Below are 17,481 nucleotides of genomic sequence, written 5' to 3'. Positions count from 1 at the left end.
CGCTAACCCCTTGAAAAATATGGTGGCTACACCGGGACTTGAACCTGGGACATCAGCATTATGAATGCTGCGCTCTAACCGACTGAGCTATGTAGCCGAGTGGCGCGCATTTTCCGTATCTCGGGCGGGGCTGTCAACCCCTGGGGCTAGATAATTTTCTGATCTTTCAATCGTTTAGACGGAAGGGGTCGGATCGCCGGAGAGCGGGCGGTGAGGAGGGACGGGAACGAAAAAGCCCCGGCGCTTGGCCGGGGCTTTCCTGGGACGGGAAGGGGATTACACGTTGAAGCGGAAATGCATCACGTCGCCGTCCTTGACGATGTAGTCCTTGCCTTCCAGGCGCCACTTGCCGGCTTCCTTGGCGCCCTGTTCACCCTTGAACTGGATGAAGTCGTCGTAGGCGACCACTTCGGCGCGGATGAAGCCTTTCTCGAAGTCGGTGTGGATCACGCCGGCGGCCTGCGGGGCGGTGGCGCCGACGCGGACGGTCCAGGCGCGGACTTCCTTCACCCCGGCGGTGAAGTAGGTCTGCAGGTTGAGCAGGCCGTAGCCGGCACGGATCACACGGTTCAGGCCGGGTTCCTCGAGACCGAGGGACTCGAGGAACATGTCCTTCTCTTCGCCGTCTTCCAGCTCGGCGATCTCGGCTTCGATCTTGTTGCACACCGGCACCACCACCGCGCCTTCTTCCTCGGCGATGGCCTTCACCACATCCAGGTGCGGGTTGTTCTCGAAGCCGTCCTCGGCGACGTTGGCGATGTACATCACTGGCTTGCTGGTCAGCAGGTGGAAGCTGCGTACCAGGCGCTTCTCCTCGTCACCGAGGTTCTTCAGCAGCGAACGCGCCGGCTTGCCTTCGGTGAAGTGGGGGATGAGCTTTTCCAGCAGGGCCTTCTGGGCCAGGGCTTCCTTGTCGCCGCCCTTGGCGTTGCGGGCGACTTTCTGCAGTTGCTTCTCGCAGCTGTCGAGGTCGGCGAAGATCAGTTCGAGGTCGATGATCTCGATGTCGCGCTTGGGGTCGACGCTGTTGGACACGTGGATCACGTTGTCGTCTTCGAAGCAGCGCACCACGTGGGCGATGGCGTCGGTCTCGCGGATGTTGGCGAGGAACTTGTTGCCCAGGCCCTCACCCTTGGAGGCGCCCGCCACCAGGCCGGCGATGTCGACGAATTCCATGGTGGTCGGCAGTACGCGCTCGGGCTTGACGATCTCGGCCAGGGCGTTCAGGCGCGCGTCGGGCATCGGCACGATGCCGCTGTTCGGCTCGATGGTGCAGAACGGGAAGTTTTCCGCCGCGATACCGGATTTGGTCAGGGCGTTGAACAGGGTGGACTTGCCGACGTTGGGCAGGCCGACGATGCCGCAGTTGAATCCCATGCTATGTCCCTCGCGCTCAGACAGGCGCTAGAAAAGTGGTTCAGGCCTTCTGGCTGTGCAGCTTCTGCATCGCCCGGGTCCAGTCCCCGGCGAGCATTTCCGGCAGCACGCCGAGGGCGAAGTCGATGCTGGTGTCGAGCAGTTCCTGCTCGCTGCGCGGGGCGCGGCCGAGCACGTAACCGGAAACCAGGCTGCTGTGCCCCGGATGGCCGATGCCAAGCCGCAGGCGATGGAAAGAATTCTGATTGCCGAGCTGGGCGATGATGTCGCGCAACCCGTTGTGCCCGCCGTGTCCGCCGCCGGTCTTGAGCTTGGCGACGCCAGGGGGCATGTCGAGTTCGTCGTGGGCCACCAGGATGGCGTCCGGGGCGATCCGGAAGAATCCCGCCAGCGCCGCTACGGACTGGCCGCTGCGGTTCATGTAGGTGGTCGGGATCAACAGACGAACGTCCTTGCCCTGGTGGCTGAACTTGCCGACCAGGCCGAAATACTTGCGGTCAGCCACGAGGCTGACGCCCTGGGCATGCGCCAGGCGCTCAACGAAAAGGGCCCCCGCGTTATGCCGGGTCTGGTCGTATTCAGGACCCGGGTTTCCCAGGCCAACGATCAGTTGTACGGCAGTCACGACGGGAGCCCCTCTCTATAAAAAGGCGATCGAGTAATGAATTACTCGGCGGCGCCTTCTTCGCTACCTTCTTCCTTCACCACGCGGGAAGCGTGGATGTTGGCAACGGCCAGGTCGTTGCCGTGGGCCAGTTGTACCAGCTCGACGCCTTTCGGAGCCTTGAGGTCCGACAGGTGAACGATCTGGCCCAGCTCGACCTTGGCCATGTCGACTTCGATGAATTCCGGCAGGTCTTTCGGCAGGCAGGAAACTTCGACTTCGGAGATGGTGTGGGAGATCTCGCCACCGGCTTGCTTGACGCCAACGGCTACTTCTTCGTTGATGAAGTGCAGCGGTACGTGGGCGGTCAGCTTGTGGTCGGCGACCACGCGCAGGAAGTCGGCGTGCATCACGAAGCCTTTCGCCGGATGGCGCTGCAGGGCCTTGATCAGTACGGTTTCCTTGGCGCCGCCAACGTTCAGGGCGATCACGTGGCTGAAGGCAGCCTCGTTTTCCAGGAGCTTGGCGATTTCGCGCAGTTCCAGGGTTACGGACTGGGGCTCTTTGTCGCCGCCGTAAACGACAGCAGGAACCAGACCGGCGTTACGACGCAGGCGGCGGCTCGCACCTTTCCCCAGATCGGAACGCACTTGGGCATTCAGAATAAAGTCGACCATTGTGTATCTCCAAAAATAACAATGCGCCCGAACGCTTGCGACCAGCGTTCGGGCGATTTCAAAGGCCCCGCCGGAGCGGGGCGTTTTCGTTCAGGCGCGTTCGCCGAGGCTGGGCCTCAGCGGAACATCGCGCTGATCGATTCTTCGTTGCTGATCCGGCGCATGGCTTCCGCAACGACCGGAGCGATGTCCAGCTGGCGGATGCGGCCACAGGCCTGGGCAGCGGCGGACAGCGGGATGGTGTTGGTCACCACCAGCTCGTCCAGTACGGATTTCTCGATGTTCTCGATGGCACGGCCGGACAGCACCGGGTGGGTGCAGTAGGCGATGACCTTGGCGGCGCCGTGCTCTTTCAGGGCCTTGGCGGCGTGACCGAGGGTGCCGGCGGTATCGACCATGTCGTCTACCAGTACGCAGGTACGGCCTTCGACGTCACCGATGATGTGCATCACTTCGGACTGGTTGGCCTTGGGACGACGCTTGTCGATGATCGCAAGGTCCACGCCCAGGGACTTGGCCACGGCGCGCGCGCGCACCACGCCGCCGATGTCCGGGGAGACGATCATCAGGTTCTCGAAGCGCTGGTCTTCGATATCGTCCACCAGCACGGGGGAACCGTAGATGTTGTCTACCGGGATATCGAAGAAGCCCTGGATCTGATCCGCGTGCAGGTCGACCGTGAGGACACGGTTGACCCCGACGACGGTCAGCATGTCGGCCACTACCTTGGCGCTGATGGCCACGCGGGCGGAGCGCGGACGGCGATCCTGGCGGGCATAGCCGAAGTAGGGGATGACAGCGGTGATACGAGTGGCCGAGGAGCGGCGGAAGGCATCGGCCATCACCACCAGTTCCATCAGGTTGTCGTTGGTCGGCGCGCAGGTCGGCTGAATCAGGAATACGTCCTTGCCGCGGACGTTTTCGTTGATTTCGACGCTGATTTCGCCATCGGAGAATTTGCCAACTGAAACATCGCCAAGAGGAATGTGCAGCTGACGCACGACGCGTCGTGCAAGATCGGGGTTAGCGTTCCCCGTGAAGACCATCATCTTGGACACGCTACAGGTACCTGTGTCGACCGAAGGGATCCGGATGAAATACAGAAGAGGAAAATGGCAGGGGCGGCTGGATTCGAACCAACGCATGGCAGGATCAAAACCTGCTGCCTTACCGCTTGGCGACGCCCCTGTGGTATTGCTCGAATGCCGTTTCGGCATTCCTTTCTCAGACCAGAGTTTCCAGCTTCCGGTGCAACATCGAAACGTTGCTTCCTTTGGCGACGAACCTCTGAAGGTGGTCTGGAAGAAGGGCCGAGACTTTATCAGCTTCAGCTTTGTTTGGGAAGCTCCCAAACACACAACCTCCAGTGCCGGTTAATCTAGCTGAAACAAATTTGTTTAGCAAGATCAAAGCGTTACGAACTTCTGGGTAACGCCTCTCGACTACCGGCTGACAGTCGTTTCGGCTGTCCCCCTCGAGAACGGTGCGCACTTTAATGGCGGGAGAATCGCGTGTCAACAGTGGATCTGAAAAAATTTCTGCTGTGCTGACAAGTACTTGCGGAACCACGACGAGATACCAGGGCTCCGGGATGTCCACCGGGGTGAGCTTTTCGCCCACGCCCTCGGCGAAAGCTGCGCGTCCGCGGGTGAAGACCGGCACGTCGGCGCCCAGGCGCAGGCCCAGGGCGGCGATGCGGTCCTCGTCCCAGCCGAGTTGCCAGAGATGGTTCAAGGCCAGGAGCGTCGTGGCGGCGTCGGAGCTGCCGCCGCCGATGCCGCCCCCCATGGGCAAGCGCTTGTCCAGCCAGATGTCGACGCCTTGCGGGCTGCCGGAGGCTTCCTGCAGCCCGCGCGCGGCGCGCACGATCAGGTTGCTGTCGTGCGGCACCCCGGCGATTTCCGTGTGCAGGCGTACCTGGCCGTCCTGGCGGGCTTCGAAATGCAGCTCGTCGCCGTGGTCGAGGAATTGGAACAGGGTCTGCAACTCGTGATAGCCATCGTCGCGGCGGCCTAGGATATGCAGGAACAGATTGAGCTTGGCCGGGGCTGGCAGGCTGAGGCGCACGCTCATGTCAGCGGCCGAGCTGGCGCGGCTGCCAGTCCTTGATCACCAGGGTGACGTCGAGGTCCTGGCCATGCAGCTTCAGGCGCTCGGGTAGCCAGTAGCCGTTCTGTTCGGCGTAGCGGGTGTATTCGATCTGCCAGCCGTCCTGTTCCAGGCGCGCCAGGCGACTGTCGGCGTCGAGGGTCAGGCGGCTCTTGCTGTCCGGCGCCGGGAGGCCGCGTACCCACCAGAGCAGGTGCGAGACCGGCAGGCGCCAGCCTAGTTGTTCTTCCAGCAGGGCTTCCGGGGACTCCGCCTGGTAGCGGCCCTGACCGGCGACTTCCAGGCTCACCGCGCCTTCACGCCCGGTCAGGCGTGCTGCGCCGCGGCCGAGCGGGCCGGACAGGCGGATGTCGTAGTAGCCCTGGCGCTGCAGCCAGAACAGGGTGCCGCTGCCGGAGTCGCGCGGGGCGCGGATGCCGACCTTGCCGTCGATCTGCCAGGCATCCAGCTCGCTGAGCTGCTGCTTGTGGGTTTTCCAGGTCTGCGCATCGCCCTGGCCTTCCAGGGCTTCGTGGGAGGTCAGGCCGGCGCAGCCGCTGAGCAGGGCCAGCGCGGAGGCGGCGAGGAAAAGACGTAGACGCATGGTTTCAAGGAGTCTCGGCGCCGGTCAGGCGCTTGATGGTGCGGCGCAGCACGTCGCTGTCGGGCTGCTTGTCGAGGTATTCGCGCCAGATGGCCCGGGCGTCGCCCTGGCGCCCCTGGGCCCAGAGGACTTCGCCCAGGTGCGCGGCGACCTCGTGGTCGGGGTAGCGCTGCAGCGCCTGGCGCAGGTAGCGCTCGGCGTCGGCCAGCTTGCCCTGGCGATAGTTGATCCAGCCCATGCTGTCGAGGATCGCCGGGTCGTCCGGGTTCAGCTTGTGCGCCTTGAGGATCAGCTCGCGGGCCTCGCCGTAGCGGGTGGTGCGGTCGGCCAGGGTGTAGCCGAGGGCGTTGAGGGCCATGGCGTTGTCCGGCTCGCGGGCGATGACGAAGCGCAGGTCCTTTTCCATCTGCGCCAGGTCGTTGCGCTTCTCCGCCAGCATCGAGCGGGTGTAGAGCAGGTTGAGGTCCTCCGGGTACTGCTTCAGACCCTCCTGGATGGCCTGCCAGGCCTTTTCCTGCTGGTCATTGTTGGACAGCGCCTCGGCTTCGATCAGGTACAGCTGGATGGCGTAGTCGGGTTGCTCGCTGCGCGCCTTGTCCAGGCGCTGGGCGGCTTCGTCGACGCGACCGGCCTTGAGCAGGACGTCGGTCTGGCGCAGTTGCGCCGGGAGGAAGTCATTGCCCGGACCAACCTGGGCGTACTCGTCGAGGGCACGCGCGGTGTCCTTCTGTTCCTCGGCGAGGCGTCCGAGGTTGAAGTGGGCGGCGTCGACGTGGCTGTCGCGCTCGACCAGTTCTTCCAGGTAGATCCTGGCTTCGTCCCAGGCCTGGGCTTCCAGGCAGACCAGCGCCAGGGAGAAACGCAGGTCGTCGTCGTCGGGGAATTGCTGGACCAGTCCGGCGAACTCGGCCTTGGCGTCGTCCAGGCGATTCTGCTCCACCAGCAGGCGCGCGTAGGCGAGGCGCACGCGTTTGTCGTCCGGGTGTTCCTTGATCCCGGCCTTGAGCAGCGGCAGGGCCTCGTCGCTGCGCTTCATGCTCTGCAACAGGCGCGAGCGGAGCAGCAGGGGGGCCACTTCGTGGCGGCTTGCGGAGTTGTCCTCGAGCAGGGTCAGGGCTTCGTCCGGGCGGCCGTCCTGTTGCAGCAGCAGGGCCTTGCCGAACAGCAACTGGCCGTTGTTCGGGTATTTCTTCAACAGGTGGTCGAAGCTCTGCAGCAGGCCGGCGCGGGTATCCGGGTCGGTCTCCGCGGCAGACAGGGCGAGGAAGTCGAAGTGCGTGTCGCCCTGGCCGTTGAGGACCTTCTCCATGTACACCATGGACTCCTCGTAGCGCCCGGCGCGGGCCAACTGGATCGCGGCGGCGCGTTGGGCATCGAGGTTGTCCGGCGCGCTGCGCGCCCAGAGCAGGGAGGTGTCGAGGGCTTCCTGGTCGGCGCCGAGGTATTCGGCGATGCGGAAGGCGCGCTCGGAAACCCCGGGGTCGCGGGTTTTCTGCGCCTGCACCACATAGTTGCTCAGGGCGATGTCGAAGCGGTTGCGCTGCCCGGCCAGTTCGGCCACCAGCAGCGAATACAGGCTGTCCTCGCTGAAGGAGGCGTACTTTTCCGGCTTGGCCTTGGTCTCGACCGCGGTGTCTTCCACCGGCGGGGTGCCATCGGGAGTCTTGTGGATAAGTGACTGGCAGCCGCCGAGCAGCAGCGTGACGGTCAGCAGCGCAAGGGATTTGTTCATAGAGGAAGAAAGCCGGCCTTGAACCTGCGAGGGTGGCGCCATCATGACATAAGCCGTCCGGCAAGCCCAAGGGGGCCGGGACGGGCGTCGACGAAGCTGTCTATGGGGTCAATACATCGGCAATGGTTGTCCTGCCCTTGGCGAAGTAGGAGAATTGCGCGTTTCCCCGATTAGCTCAGCGATCCTGCATGGCCTTCATTGCCCTCGGCATCAATCACAAGACCGCCTCGGTGGCTGTCCGCGAGCGCGTGGCTTTCACTCCGGAACAGATGGTCGAGGCGCTGCAGCAGCTCTGCCGCCTGACCACCAGCCGCGAGGCGGCCATCCTGTCGACCTGCAACCGGAGCGAACTCTACCTGGAGATCGACCATCCGACCGCGGACGACGTGCTCGCCTGGCTGGCGGACTACCATCGCCTGACTCTCGACGAGTTGCGCGCCTGTGCCTATGTGCACCAGGACGAAGACGCGGTGCGCCACATGATGCGCGTGGCCTCCGGCCTCGACTCGATGGTCCTCGGCGAGCCGCAGATCCTCGGCCAGATGAAGTCGGCCTACGCCGTCGCGCGCGAGGCCGGCACCGTCGGTCCGCTGCTCGGCCGCCTGTTCCAGGCCACCTTCAGTACGGCGAAGACCGTCCGCACCGATACCGCCATCGGCGAGAACCCGGTGTCCGTGGCGTTCGCCGCGGTGAGCCTGGCCAAGCAGATCTTCAGCGACCTGCACCGCAGCCAGGCGCTGCTGATCGGCGCCGGCGAGACCATCACCCTGGTCGCGCGCCACCTGTTCGAGCAAGGCGTGAAGCGCATCGTGGTGGCCAACCGCACCCTGGAGCGCGCCAGCCTGCTCGCCGAGCAGTTCGGCGCCCATGCGGTGCTGCTTTCGGAGATACCCGAGGAGTTGGCCAACAGCGATATCGTCATCAGCTCCACTGCCAGCCAGTTGCCGATCCTCGGCAAGGGCGCCGTGGAGCGCGCGCTGAAGCAGCGCAAGCACAAGCCGATGTTCATGGTCGACATCGCCGTGCCGCGCGACATCGAGCCGGAAGTCGGCGAACTGGACGACGTCTACCTCTATAGCGTCGACGACCTCCACGAAGTAGTGGCGGAGAATCTCAAGAGCCGCCAGGGCGCTGCCCAGGCCGCCGAGGAACTGGTCGGCAGCGGCGTCGCCGAGTTCATGCAGCGCCTGCGCGAACTGGCCGCGGTGGACGTGCTGCGCGCCTATCGGCAGCAGGCCGAGCGCCTGCGCGATGAGGAGCTGGGCAAGGCCCAGCGGCAACTGGCCAACGGTGCCGACCCCGCCGAGGTGATGGCCCAGCTGGCCCGCGGCCTGACCAACAAACTGCTGCACGCGCCCAGCGTGCAGATGAAGAAAATGTCCGCCGAGGGCCGCATCGACGCGCTGGCCCTGGCCCAGGAGCTGTTCGCCCTCGACGAGGGCGCGCCGCGCCACTGACCGGTACCTATGCCTGCATGAAAGCTTCTCTGCTGAAAAAGCTGGATGTCCTCAGCGATCGCTACGAAGAACTGACGGCGCTGCTCGGCGACGCCGAGGTGATCAGTGACCAGACCCGCTTCCGCGCCTATTCCCGCGAGTACGCCGAGGTCGAACCGGTGATCCTGGCGTTCCGCGACTACCGCAAGGTGCAGGCCGACCTCGAGGGCGCCCAGGCGTTGCTCAAGGACAGCGACCCGGAGTTGCGCGACCTCGCCGAGGAGGAGGTCGCCGAAGCGCGCGGCCGCCTCGCCGCCCTCGGCGACAGCCTGCAGCGCATGCTGCTGCCGAAGGATCCCAACGACAGCCGCAACGTGTTCCTGGAGATCCGTGCCGGCACCGGTGGCGACGAGGCGGCGATCTTCTCCGGCGACCTGTTCCGCATGTATTCGCGCTACGCCGAGCGCCAGGGCTGGCGGGTCGAGACGCTGTCGGAGAACGAGGGCGAGCACGGTGGCTACAAGGAAGTGATTGCCCGGGTCGAGGGCGACAACGTCTACGCCAAGCTCAAGTTCGAGTCCGGCGCGCACCGCGTGCAGCGGGTGCCGGAAACCGAATCCCAGGGCCGGATCCACACTTCCGCCTGCACCGTCGCGGTGCTGCCGGAGCCGGACGAGCAGGCAGCGATCGAGATCAACCCGGCCGACCTGCGGGTGGACACCTACCGTTCCTCCGGTGCCGGCGGCCAGCACGTCAACAAGACCGACTCGGCGGTGCGCATCACCCACATTCCCAGCGGCATCGTGGTCGAGTGCCAGGAAGAGCGCTCGCAGCACAAGAACCGCGCCAAGGCCATGGCCTGGCTGGCGGCCAAGCTCAACGACCAGCAGCAGGCCGCGGCGCAGCAGGCGATCGCCAGCACGCGCAAGCTGCTGGTGGGCTCGGGCGACCGCTCGGAGCGCATCCGTACCTACAACTTCCCGCAAGGGCGGGTCACCGACCATCGCATCAACCTCACCCTGTACTCCCTGGGCGAGGTGATGGAGGGCGCGGTGGAACAGGTGATCGAGCCGCTGCTGCAGGAATACCAGGCCGATCAACTGGCGGCCCTGGGCGACTGACATGACCACTATCTGTACCCTTCTCAAGGATTCCCAACTGCCCGATTCGCCCAGCGCCCGGCTCGACACCGAGTTGCTGCTGGCGGCGGCGATGGGCAAGCCGCGCAGCTTCCTGCGTACCTGGCCGGAGCGCATCGTGCCGCGCGAGGCCAACGAGCGGTTCGACGACTGGATCGCCCGTCGGCGCAACGGCGAGCCGGTGGCCTACATACTTGGCCACCAGGGCTTCTGGAGCCTGGACCTGGAGGTCGCGCCACACACCCTGATCCCGCGCCCGGACACCGAACTGCTGGTGGAAACCGCGCTGGCGACCCTCGCGGCGGACACCGCTACCGTGCTCGACCTGGGCACCGGCACCGGCGCCATCGCCCTGGCCCTGGCCAGCGAACGGCCGCTGTGGACGGTGACTGCGGTGGACCGCGTGGAAGAGGCCGTGGCGCTGGCCGAGCGCAATCGCCAGCGGCTGCTCCTGGAGAACGTCGAGGTGCGCCGCAGCCACTGGTTCTCCGCTCTCGATGGCCGACGCTTCCGGATGATCGTCGGCAATCCGCCGTATATCCCTGCCAGCGATCCGCACCTGAGCGAGGGCGACGTGCGTTTCGAGCCGAAGAGCGCGCTGGTCGCGGGTAGCGATGGCCTCGACGATATCCGCCAGATCGTCGCCCAGGCGCCGCAGCATTTGCTGGACGAAGGCTGGTTGCTGCTCGAGCACGGCTATGATCAAGGGGCGGCGGTGCGCGAACTGCTCGGCGCCCGCGGCTTCGCCGGGGTACATACGTTGCGCGACCTCGGCGGCAACGAGCGGATCACACTCGGACAATGGGCATGCTGAGCGACGAGGAACTGCTGCGCTACAGTCGCCAGATTCTGCTGGCGCAGGTCGACGTCGAGGGCCAGCTGCGCCTGAAGCGCAGCCGCGCACTGATCGTCGGTCTTGGCGGCCTGGGTTCGCCGGTGGCGCTGTACCTGGCCGCGGCCGGGGTCGGCGAGCTGCACCTGGCGGATTTCGATACGGTCGACCTGACCAACCTGCAACGGCAGGTCATCCACGATGGCGCCAGCGTGGGTATCGGCAAGGTGGAGTCGGCGATGCGCCGGCTGGGCGCGCTGAATCCGCAGATCCGCCTGGTCAGCCATAGCGCCGCGCTGGATGAGGACTCCCTCGATGCCGCCGTGGCGGCGGTCGACCTGGTGCTCGACTGCACCGACAACTTCGCCACCCGCGAGGCGGTCAACGTCGCCTGCGTGCGCGCCGGCAAGCCGCTGGTCAGCGGCGCGGCGATCCGTCTCGAGGGCCAGCTTTCGGTATTCGATACCCGCCGCGACGAAAGCCCCTGCTACCACTGCCTCTACGGGCACGGCAGCGAGGCCGAGCTGACCTGCAGCGAGGCCGGCGTGATCGGTCCGCTGGTGGGGCTGGTCGGTAGCCTGCAGGCGCTGGAGGCGCTCAAGCTGCTGGCCGGTTTCGGCGAACCGCTGGTGGGCCGCCTGCTGCTGGTGGACGCCCTCGGCACGCGCTTCCGCGAATTGCGGGTGCGTCGCGATCCTTCCTGTGCCGTCTGCGGGCAACGCCATGGCGGTTGAGTCGGCCGCGGTCGGCGTTTTCGATTCCGGGGTCGGCGGGCTCAGCGTATTGCGTGAGATTCGTGCGCGCCTGCCATCCGAATCGTTGCTCTACGTCGCCGACAACGCCCATGTGCCCTACGGCGAGAAGAGCGCGGAGTACATCCGCGAACGCTGCGAGCGGATCGGTGATTTCCTTCTGGAGCAGGGCGCCAAGGCTCTGGTACTGGCCTGCAATACCGCGACGGCAGCGGCTGCGGCGGAATTGCGCGAACGTTATCCGCAGGTGCCGCTGGTGGCCATGGAGCCGGCGGTGAAGCCGGCCGCGGCGGCCACCCGCAACGGTCGGGTCGGCGTCCTCGCCACCACCGGAACTCTGAAGAGCGCGCGTTTCGCCGCCTTGCTCGACCGCTTCGCCAGCGACGTACAGGTCTTCACTCAGCCCTGTCCGGGGCTGGTCGAGCGCATCGAAGCCGGCGATCTCTATGGGCCGCAAACCCGGGCACTGCTGGAACGCCTGCTGGCGCCCATCCTCGAACAGGGCTGCGATACGCTGATCCTCGGCTGTACTCATTATCCCTTCGTCAAACCCCTGCTGGCCGAGCTGATCCCGGCGGAGATGGCGGTGATCGATACGGGAGCGGCTGTCGCCCGGCAGCTGGAGCGCGTATTGTCGGCGCGGGCGCTACTGGCCTCTGGCCAGGCCGCGACGCCGCGTTTCTGGACCAGCGCGCTGCCGGAGGAGATGGAAAGGATCCTGCCGATCCTCTGGGGAAGCCCGGAAAGCGTAGGAAAATTAGTCGTTTAGTCGTTCCTGGCAGACGTGACAGCGATTTTTTGAACTAAAGCGTTTGGTCTAGTATCTGCTTTAGTAAGTGCGCTCTTATAATGCGCAGCTTGAATGCGGGGGCTTTCATGCAACTTTCGAAAAGGACGTTTCAATGAAGAAACTACTTCCGCTGGCCGTTCTGGCCGCACTTTCCTCCGTCCACGTGGCCTCCGCTCAGGCGGCGGACGTCTCGGCCGCCGTCGGTGCCACCGGCCAGTCGGGCATGACCTATCGCCTGGGCCTGAGCTGGGATTGGGACAAGAGCTGGTGGCAGACCTCCACCGGGCGCCTGACCGGCTACTGGGATGCGGGCTACACCTATTGGGAAGGTGGCGATGAAGGCGCCGGCAAGCATTCGCTGTCGTTCGCTCCGGTATTCGTCTACGAGTTCGCCGGCGACTCGATCAAGCCATTCATCGAGGCCGGTATCGGCGTGGCGGCGTTCTCCGGCACCCGTGTCGGCGACCAGAACCTGGGTTCCTCCCTGAACTTCGAAGACCGCATCGGCGCCGGCCTGAAGTTCGCCAACGGCCAGTCGGTCGGCGTTCGGGCGATCCACTATTCCAACGCCGGCCTGAAACAGCCGAACGACGGTATCGAGTCCTACAGCCTGTTCTACAAGATCCCGATCTAGTCGGCACGGTCGAAAAAAGCCGGGTTCATCCCGGCTTTTTCATGCCTGCGATTCTTCCACCACGCCTCACCGCCCCATGGAAAGAGCGAGCCATTTGGCGGGAGGCGATAGCTCGCTGACGCGCCCTACGCGCGACCATCGCGCGGCGGCAGGTTGCGGAAAGCCGCCAGCGCCCGTTCGCGGCTGGCCTTCAGGTCGACCATCGGCCGTGGATAGTCGACCCCGGCGAACAGCCCCAGGCTGGACGGATCGTGGATCGCCTTGCGCTCCAGGCCGGCCAGTTCCGGCAGCCAGTGGCGGATGAACTCGCCGCGTGGATCGAAGCGTTCGGACTGCGAGAGCGGATTGAACAGGCGGAAGTAGGGGACCGCGTCGGTGCCGGTGGATGCGCTCCACTGCCAGCCGCCGTTGTTCGCCGCCAGGTCACCGTCGATGAGGTGGCGCATGAACCAGCGTTCGCCTTCGCGCCAGTCGATCAGCAGGTTCTTGCTGAGGAACATCGCTACCACCATCCGCAGGCGATTGTGCATCCAGCCGGTGGCGAGCAACTGGCGCATTGCCGCGTCGATGATCGGTATGCCGGTGCGCCCCTGTTGCCAGGCTTCGAGTTCCGCCGGGGCCTGGCGCCAGCGCAGGGCTTCGGTCTCCTCGCGGAAGGGGCGGTGCCGGGAGACCCGGGGGTAGCCGACCAGGATGTGCTTGTAGAACTCGCGCCAGAGCAGCTCGTTGATCCAGGTCGCGGCGCCTTGCTGGCCGCCGCTGAACTCGCCGCGGTTGGCAACCAGCGCGGCGTCCAGGCATTGCCTGGGCGAGAGTACGCCGGCGGCCAGGTAGGGCGACAGTTGGCTGGTGCCGGGAAGCGCCGGGAAGTCGCGCCGTTCATGGTAGTCGGCCAGGTGCTGGTCGGCGAAGTCGCGCAGGCGTTCCTGCGCTACCTCTTCGCCTGCCGGCCAGAGGCGGCGCAAGCTATCGGCCGGCCGCGGGAAGGCGGGCACGGCATCCGGCAGCGGGTCGCTGGCCAGCGCGTGCGGTGGTTGGGGCTGCGGACGCGGGCGGACACCCGGCAGGGCCTGGTACAGCCGTTCGTGGCAGACCTTGCGGAACTGGCTGAACACCTGGAAATAGCCGCCAGTTCGGGTCAGCACCGAGCCGGGGGTGAAGAACAGCTGGTCGAGGTGGCTGTGGAAGGCCACGCCCTGTTCACGCAGGCGTTGGCCGACGGCCTGGTCGCGGCGTTCCTCGTTCACCCCGTATTCCTGGTTGACGTGTACCGCGCCGACTCCCAGCTCCCGACAGAGCCGGCCGATGACTTCCGGGGCTTGCCGCCAGTGGCCGCAGTCGCGCACCAGCAGCGGGATGTTCAGCGCGGCGAGCTGGCGTTGCAGCTCGCCCAGGTTGCGCAGCCAGAAGTCGACCTTGCAGGGCGCATCGTCGTGTTCCCGCCACTGCGCCGGGCTGAGCAGGTAGAGAGCCAGGCAAGGGCGCCCATCGGCGGCGGCGAGGAGCGCGCTGTTATCGGTGGTTCGCAGGTCGCAGCGAAACCAGATCAGGTTCATCGGAAGTCCGTTCATGGGTTCAACAGGCCTCGTTCGCCGAGCAGGCGGCGGGCTTCCAGGGGCGTGCTCGCCAGCAGCAGGCCAGTTAGCGCCAAGGTTTCGAAGGCTTCGCGCTGGATCTCCACGGCCGGTCCGACCAGCACCACCGGGCAGCTCACCCCTGCCAGCAGGCGCGGCAGGTGCTCCGGATTGAGGCGATGACTGGCGTACAGCAACACGCCGCGAGCTTCCAGGCGTTCGCAGGCCAGGGCCAGTTCGGCCGGTGGCAGCGGCCAGTCGAAGACCTGCAGCGGCACCTCGCCGCTGCCGAGCAACCAACTGCACAGCCAGAGGTTCGGTTCCAGCGACAGCTCGGACTGGTTGACCAGCAGCAGCGGCGTGCCCTGTTGCAGCCGTTGCTGGTGATAAAGGCGGGCGCCCAGCTTGCTGCGCAACCAGGAGAAGAAGAAGGCCCGCTCCATGCGCGCGCCGAACTGTCCCTGCCAGCGTCGTTCGAGGTGCTGCAGCAAGGGTTGCAGAAGCTTTTCGCAGAGGGTCGCTACCGGATAGAGCGACGCGGCCTGGTTGAACAGATCGTCGAGGCGTCGCTCGGCCAGCGCGGCGATGGCGTCCAGCAGCTGTTCGTGCAGGCGTTCCCAGGGGGATTCGACATCCGCCGCCGGGGTTTCCTCCGGACGCTCCAGCAGCGCGCGCACCTGGCTGATGGCGACGCCACGCTCGAGCCAGACGAGTATCCGGCGGATGCGCTCGACCTGCTCTTCGCTGTAGAGCCGGTGCCCCTTGCCGGTGCGTTGCGGCACCACCAGGCCATAGCGGCGCTCCCAGGCGCGCAGGGTGACCGGATGGACGCCGGTCAGACGAGTGACTTCGCGGATCGGCAGGCCGCCGCGTTCGAGGTGGGGCGAGTTCATCGGGAAATCCTAGAGCGCGTTGCGCAGGCCGAGTTCGGTCGGGTGCGGTTGCAGGTAGGCCTGCTGGGCGATGTATGCATGCGGGTGGCGACGGAAGTGGTGCTTTAGCAGGGTCAGCGGTACCACCAGCGGCACGCTGCCATGCCGGTATTGCTCGATCAGCTCGCGCAATTCACGCCTGTCTTCGGTTGCGAGGTCGCGTTTCAGGTAGCCGCTCAGGTGCAGCAACACGTTGCCATGGCTGCCGCGGGTCGCGCAGCGGCGCAAGCCCTGCATCAGCTCGCCGAAGTAGCGAGTGCCGAGGGCTTCCGGCTGGTAGTGGCCGGCTTCGCCGAGCAGGCGGCCGAGGCTGCGGTAGTGCTCCGGCGAATGGGCCAGCAACTGGTACTTGTAGCGGCTATGGAAGGCGACGATGGCCGAATGGCTGAGGCCGCGCTGGCGCAGGGCCTGCCAGTGGGCATGGGCATACACGCGGGTGAGGAAGTTCTCCCGCAGGACCGGATCGTGCAGCCGGCCTTCTTCTTCCACCGGTAGCTCCGGCAAGGCTTCGCAAAGGGCTGCGGCGAAGCGTCCACGGCCTTCGGCGCGCGGCGCGCCGCCGCCTTCTGGATAGACCTTGACCCGTTGCAGCCCGCAGGACGGCGAGCGTTGCATGAAGATGAAACCGTCCAGCGTATCCGCCCGTTGCGCCACCCTCCGCGCATATTCGGCGAGCGCTCCGCCGACCGCCAGGCCGTCGCGGCTCCGCGCCTCGGCGGCTTCCGGAGTGCCTTCCAGGCGAATCGCCGGGCGCGGCGTGCCCAGGCCGATGGCCTGTTCCGGGCAGAAGGAGACGAACTCGACGTGTCGCGCCAGTTCCTCGCAAAGCGCGGATCGCTTGTGGCCGCCGTTGAAGCGCACCGGTTCGCCGAGCAGGCAGGCGCTGATGCCGAGTCGGGGCGTCAGGGAAGGGTGAGATTCGTGCATCGGTGTCGTCTCCCGAGGGGAAAGGAGGTTCGCGCGCAGCTCGACAGCCAGGCGGTCATACGACACATCCTAGAACTTATCTTGTACAGGTCAATGTATTTGTATAGGTATTTTCTTGTCACATCGGGCCGCCAGGCGACGGCCCGATCCCCTCAGAGATGTTCCAGCAGGCGCCGCGCGGCTTCCTGGCCGCTGAGCCAGGCGCCTTCGACGCGGCCGCTGGAGCACCAGTCGCCGCAGGCGTAGATGCCCAGGTCGGGATCGCCGAGGGCGCCCCACTGGTGGGCCTCCGCCGGGCGTGCATAGAGCCAGCGGTGGGCGATGCTGAAGGCGGCTTCCGGTACGGCGCAGCCGATCACTTCGGCGAAGGCGCAGCGCAGGTGCTCGACCACGTCCTCCTTGGCCATGTCGATGTGCTGCCGGCTCCACTGGCTGGTGGCGTGCAGCACCCAGGTGTCGAGGGTGGTGTCGCGCCCCGGCTTGCTGCGATTGCAGGCCAGCCAGGCGATCGGACTGTCGTGCACGAAGCAGCCCTGCACCGGGGTGTCGAGTACCTCGCGGAAGCCCAGCGCCACCGCCCAGGTCGGCTCCATGACCACGCTCGCGGCGGTGGCCGCCAGTTTCGGCACGCTGGCCAGCAGCGGCGTGGCCTGGGGAGCGGGGATGGCGATCAGGACCTGGTTGAACGGACCGTGGTTCTGTCCCTCGGCGTCCTGCAGGTGCCAGTGCTGCTTGCCGCGGAAGACCTCGGTGATGCGGCAGGAGAAGACCACTTGCAGATCGGTGAGCAGGGCGCGGGTGATCGCACTCATCCGTGGGATGCCGACCCAGCGTGGCTGCTCGTCCGGGGAGGGGCTCAGCTGGCCGTCGCGGTATTGGTAGAGAGCGGGTTTCCACTCGTCCACCCAGCCTTCCTCGCGCCAGTGTTGCAAGGCGTCGAGGAAGCGCCGGTCGCGGGCGGTGAAGTATTGCGCGCCGAGGTCCAGCGTGCCGGCCTCGCTGCGCTTGCTGGCCATGCGGCCGCCGCTGCCGTGGCCCTTGTCGAACAGTTGTACGGTCTGGCCGGCGGATCTCAATGCGTGGGCGGCGGAAAGCCCGGCGATGCCAGTACCGATGATGGCGATGGGGACGCTCATGACATGCCTCTCTGGTTGTGTAGCGTCTGGACAGGCGAATCAGGTTTCTTGTACAAGCTTGATTTAATGTACAGTATTGCGCGTGCTTCGAGGCGCACCTTGCATCGCGCCGATGGCGCGCCTGCGGCGCACGGCTCGCTTCCTGGCCTGTCGAACCTTCAGACGTTCCGTTCGGAAGTATCAACCGAGTTATCTGAAGAATAGACGGCTGGCGCCGTTCACTAAGGCACCAGTGCGATGCAAGCCC

The 17,481-nt window shown here is 65.8% G+C and carries 17 protein-coding genes and 2 tRNA genes; 6 read left to right on the top strand and 13 right to left on the bottom strand.

The genetic code is table 11. From position 1 onward, the window contains the following. Positions 1-20: 20 nt before the first annotated feature. The 9 genes from ACI766_RS25245 to lbcA all read right to left on the bottom strand — a co-directional run bounded on the left by ACI766_RS25245 (position 21) and on the right by lbcA (position 7,127). Positions 21-97 (bottom strand) — tRNA-Met (locus ACI766_RS25245). 179 nt (positions 98-276) lie between these two features. Next, complete coding sequence (ychF, locus tag ACI766_RS25240; protein WP_003099270.1) at positions 277-1,377, bottom strand: redox-regulated ATPase YchF; 1,101 nt, start codon at positions 1,375-1,377, stop codon at positions 277-279. A gap of 40 nt (positions 1,378-1,417) precedes the next feature. Then, entirely contained in the window at positions 1,418-2,002 is a 585-nt protein-coding gene (gene pth, locus ACI766_RS25235; RefSeq protein ID WP_003099278.1) for an aminoacyl-tRNA hydrolase, read from the bottom strand. 41 nt (positions 2,003-2,043) lie between these two features. Beyond that, positions 2,044-2,658, bottom strand: a complete 615-nt coding sequence (locus ACI766_RS25230; RefSeq protein ID WP_003099279.1) for a 50S ribosomal protein L25/general stress protein Ctc — start codon at positions 2,656-2,658, stop codon at positions 2,044-2,046. Positions 2,659-2,774: 116 nt separating this feature from the next. Then, a complete protein-coding gene (locus ACI766_RS25225; RefSeq protein ID WP_003099281.1) occupies positions 2,775-3,716 on the bottom strand; it encodes a ribose-phosphate pyrophosphokinase in 942 nt (313 codons plus the stop codon). 55 nt (positions 3,717-3,771) lie between these two features. Next, positions 3,772-3,846 (bottom strand) — tRNA-Gln (locus ACI766_RS25220). 36 nt (positions 3,847-3,882) lie between these two features. Continuing rightward, positions 3,883-4,731, bottom strand: a complete 849-nt coding sequence (ispE, locus tag ACI766_RS25215) for a 4-(cytidine 5'-diphospho)-2-C-methyl-D-erythritol kinase (RefSeq protein ID WP_003123430.1) — start codon at positions 4,729-4,731, stop codon at positions 3,883-3,885. Between the two features lies 1 nt (position 4,732). Continuing rightward, positions 4,733-5,350, bottom strand: coding sequence for a lipoprotein insertase outer membrane protein LolB (lolB, locus tag ACI766_RS25210; RefSeq protein WP_003095005.1), 618 nt, complete (start codon positions 5,348-5,350; stop codon positions 4,733-4,735). Positions 5,351-5,354: 4 nt separating this feature from the next. Then, on the bottom strand, positions 5,355-7,127 hold the full coding sequence (lbcA, locus tag ACI766_RS25205; RefSeq protein WP_025982305.1) for a proteolytic complex protein LbcA: 1,773 nt from the start codon (positions 7,125-7,127) through the stop codon (positions 5,355-5,357). Positions 7,128-7,270: 143 nt separating this feature from the next. On the opposite strand from lbcA, the gene hemA reads away from it, so the two are divergent. The 6 genes from hemA (at position 7,271) to pagL (ending at position 12,665) form a co-directional block, all read left to right on the top strand. Continuing rightward, positions 7,271-8,539 carry a glutamyl-tRNA reductase gene (hemA, locus tag ACI766_RS25200; RefSeq protein WP_003095001.1) on the top strand — a complete coding sequence of 423 codons (1,269 nt, stop codon included), beginning with the start codon at positions 7,271-7,273 and terminating at the stop codon, positions 8,537-8,539. 17 nt (positions 8,540-8,556) lie between these two features. Beyond that, a complete protein-coding gene (prfA, locus tag ACI766_RS25195; protein WP_003099290.1) occupies positions 8,557-9,639 on the top strand; it encodes a peptide chain release factor 1 in 1,083 nt (360 codons plus the stop codon). Between the two features lies 1 nt (position 9,640). Beyond that, positions 9,641-10,471: a peptide chain release factor N(5)-glutamine methyltransferase gene (gene prmC / locus ACI766_RS25190; protein ID WP_003121049.1), complete on the top strand. Its 831-nt coding sequence runs from the start codon at positions 9,641-9,643 to the stop codon at positions 10,469-10,471. Further along, entirely contained in the window at positions 10,465-11,223 is a 759-nt protein-coding gene (locus tag ACI766_RS25185) for a molybdopterin-synthase adenylyltransferase MoeB (protein ID WP_003114696.1), read from the top strand. The genes prmC and ACI766_RS25185 overlap by 7 nt, the downstream gene beginning before the upstream one ends. After that, complete coding sequence (murI, locus tag ACI766_RS25180) at positions 11,213-12,010, top strand: glutamate racemase (RefSeq protein ID WP_003099300.1); 798 nt, start codon at positions 11,213-11,215, stop codon at positions 12,008-12,010. The genes ACI766_RS25185 and murI overlap by 11 nt, the downstream gene beginning before the upstream one ends. Before the next feature lie 133 nt (positions 12,011-12,143). Next, entirely contained in the window at positions 12,144-12,665 is a 522-nt protein-coding gene (pagL, locus tag ACI766_RS25175; protein ID WP_003099307.1) for a lipid A 3-O-deacylase, read from the top strand. A 125-nt stretch (positions 12,666-12,790) separates the two neighbouring features. On the opposite strand, the gene phrB is transcribed toward pagL, so the two are convergent. The 4 genes from phrB to ACI766_RS25155 all read right to left on the bottom strand — a co-directional run bounded on the left by phrB (position 12,791) and on the right by ACI766_RS25155 (position 17,234). After that, on the bottom strand, positions 12,791-14,236 hold the full coding sequence (phrB, locus tag ACI766_RS25170; protein ID WP_031628598.1) for a deoxyribodipyrimidine photo-lyase: 1,446 nt from the start codon (positions 14,234-14,236) through the stop codon (positions 12,791-12,793). Then, entirely contained in the window at positions 14,233-15,132 is a 900-nt protein-coding gene (locus ACI766_RS25165; RefSeq protein ID WP_019372190.1) for a MerR family transcriptional regulator, read from the bottom strand. Before ACI766_RS25165 ends, phrB begins: the two co-directional genes overlap by 4 nt. 9 nt (positions 15,133-15,141) lie before the next feature. Next, positions 15,142-16,098, bottom strand: a complete 957-nt coding sequence (locus ACI766_RS25160) for a DUF523 and DUF1722 domain-containing protein (RefSeq protein ID WP_003099314.1) — start codon at positions 16,096-16,098, stop codon at positions 15,142-15,144. A 152-nt stretch (positions 16,099-16,250) separates the two neighbouring features. Continuing rightward, positions 16,251-17,234, bottom strand: coding sequence for an NAD(P)/FAD-dependent oxidoreductase (locus ACI766_RS25155; protein WP_003099318.1), 984 nt, complete (start codon positions 17,232-17,234; stop codon positions 16,251-16,253). Positions 17,235-17,481 lie beyond the last annotated feature (247 nt).

The sequence above is a fragment of the Pseudomonas sp. DL genome (assembly GCF_047199225.1).
Taxonomy (GTDB): domain Bacteria; phylum Pseudomonadota; class Gammaproteobacteria; order Pseudomonadales; family Pseudomonadaceae; genus Pseudomonas; species Pseudomonas aeruginosa.
The sequence above is the reverse complement of the archived record's forward strand: the minus strand, read 5'-3'. Positions and strand labels throughout refer to the sequence as shown.

What these genes read in the sequence shown, in the direction of transcription:
- ychF (WP_003099270.1), bottom strand. Translation starts at nt 1,377, where the DNA reads ATGGGATTCAACTGCGGCATCGTCGGCCTGCCCAACGTCGGCAAGTCC.
- ACI766_RS25230 (WP_003099279.1), bottom strand. Translation starts at nt 2,658, where the DNA reads ATGGTCGACTTTATTCTGAATGCCCAAGTGCGTTCCGATCTGGGGAAA.
- ispE (WP_003123430.1), bottom strand. Translation starts at nt 4,731, where the DNA reads ATGAGCGTGCGCCTCAGCCTGCCAGCCCCGGCCAAGCTCAATCTGTTC.
- lolB (WP_003095005.1), bottom strand. Translation starts at nt 5,350, where the DNA reads ATGCGTCTACGTCTTTTCCTCGCCGCCTCCGCGCTGGCCCTGCTCAGC.
- lbcA (WP_025982305.1), bottom strand. Translation starts at nt 7,127, where the DNA reads ATGATGGCGCCACCCTCGCAGGTTCAAGGCCGGCTTTCTTCCTCTATG.
- hemA (WP_003095001.1), top strand. Translation starts at nt 7,271, where the DNA reads ATGGCCTTCATTGCCCTCGGCATCAATCACAAGACCGCCTCGGTGGCT.
- prfA (WP_003099290.1), top strand. Translation starts at nt 8,557, where the DNA reads ATGAAAGCTTCTCTGCTGAAAAAGCTGGATGTCCTCAGCGATCGCTAC.
- prmC (WP_003121049.1), top strand. Translation starts at nt 9,641, where the DNA reads ATGACCACTATCTGTACCCTTCTCAAGGATTCCCAACTGCCCGATTCG.
- ACI766_RS25185 (WP_003114696.1), top strand. Translation starts at nt 10,465, where the DNA reads ATGCTGAGCGACGAGGAACTGCTGCGCTACAGTCGCCAGATTCTGCTG.
- murI (WP_003099300.1), top strand. Translation starts at nt 11,213, where the DNA reads ATGGCGGTTGAGTCGGCCGCGGTCGGCGTTTTCGATTCCGGGGTCGGC.
- pagL (WP_003099307.1), top strand. Translation starts at nt 12,144, where the DNA reads ATGAAGAAACTACTTCCGCTGGCCGTTCTGGCCGCACTTTCCTCCGTC.
- phrB (WP_031628598.1), bottom strand. Translation starts at nt 14,236, where the DNA reads ATGAACGGACTTCCGATGAACCTGATCTGGTTTCGCTGCGACCTGCGA.
- ACI766_RS25165 (WP_019372190.1), bottom strand. Translation starts at nt 15,132, where the DNA reads ATGAACTCGCCCCACCTCGAACGCGGCGGCCTGCCGATCCGCGAAGTC.
- ACI766_RS25160 (WP_003099314.1), bottom strand. Translation starts at nt 16,098, where the DNA reads ATGCACGAATCTCACCCTTCCCTGACGCCCCGACTCGGCATCAGCGCC.
- ACI766_RS25155 (WP_003099318.1), bottom strand. Translation starts at nt 17,234, where the DNA reads ATGAGCGTCCCCATCGCCATCATCGGTACTGGCATCGCCGGGCTTTCC.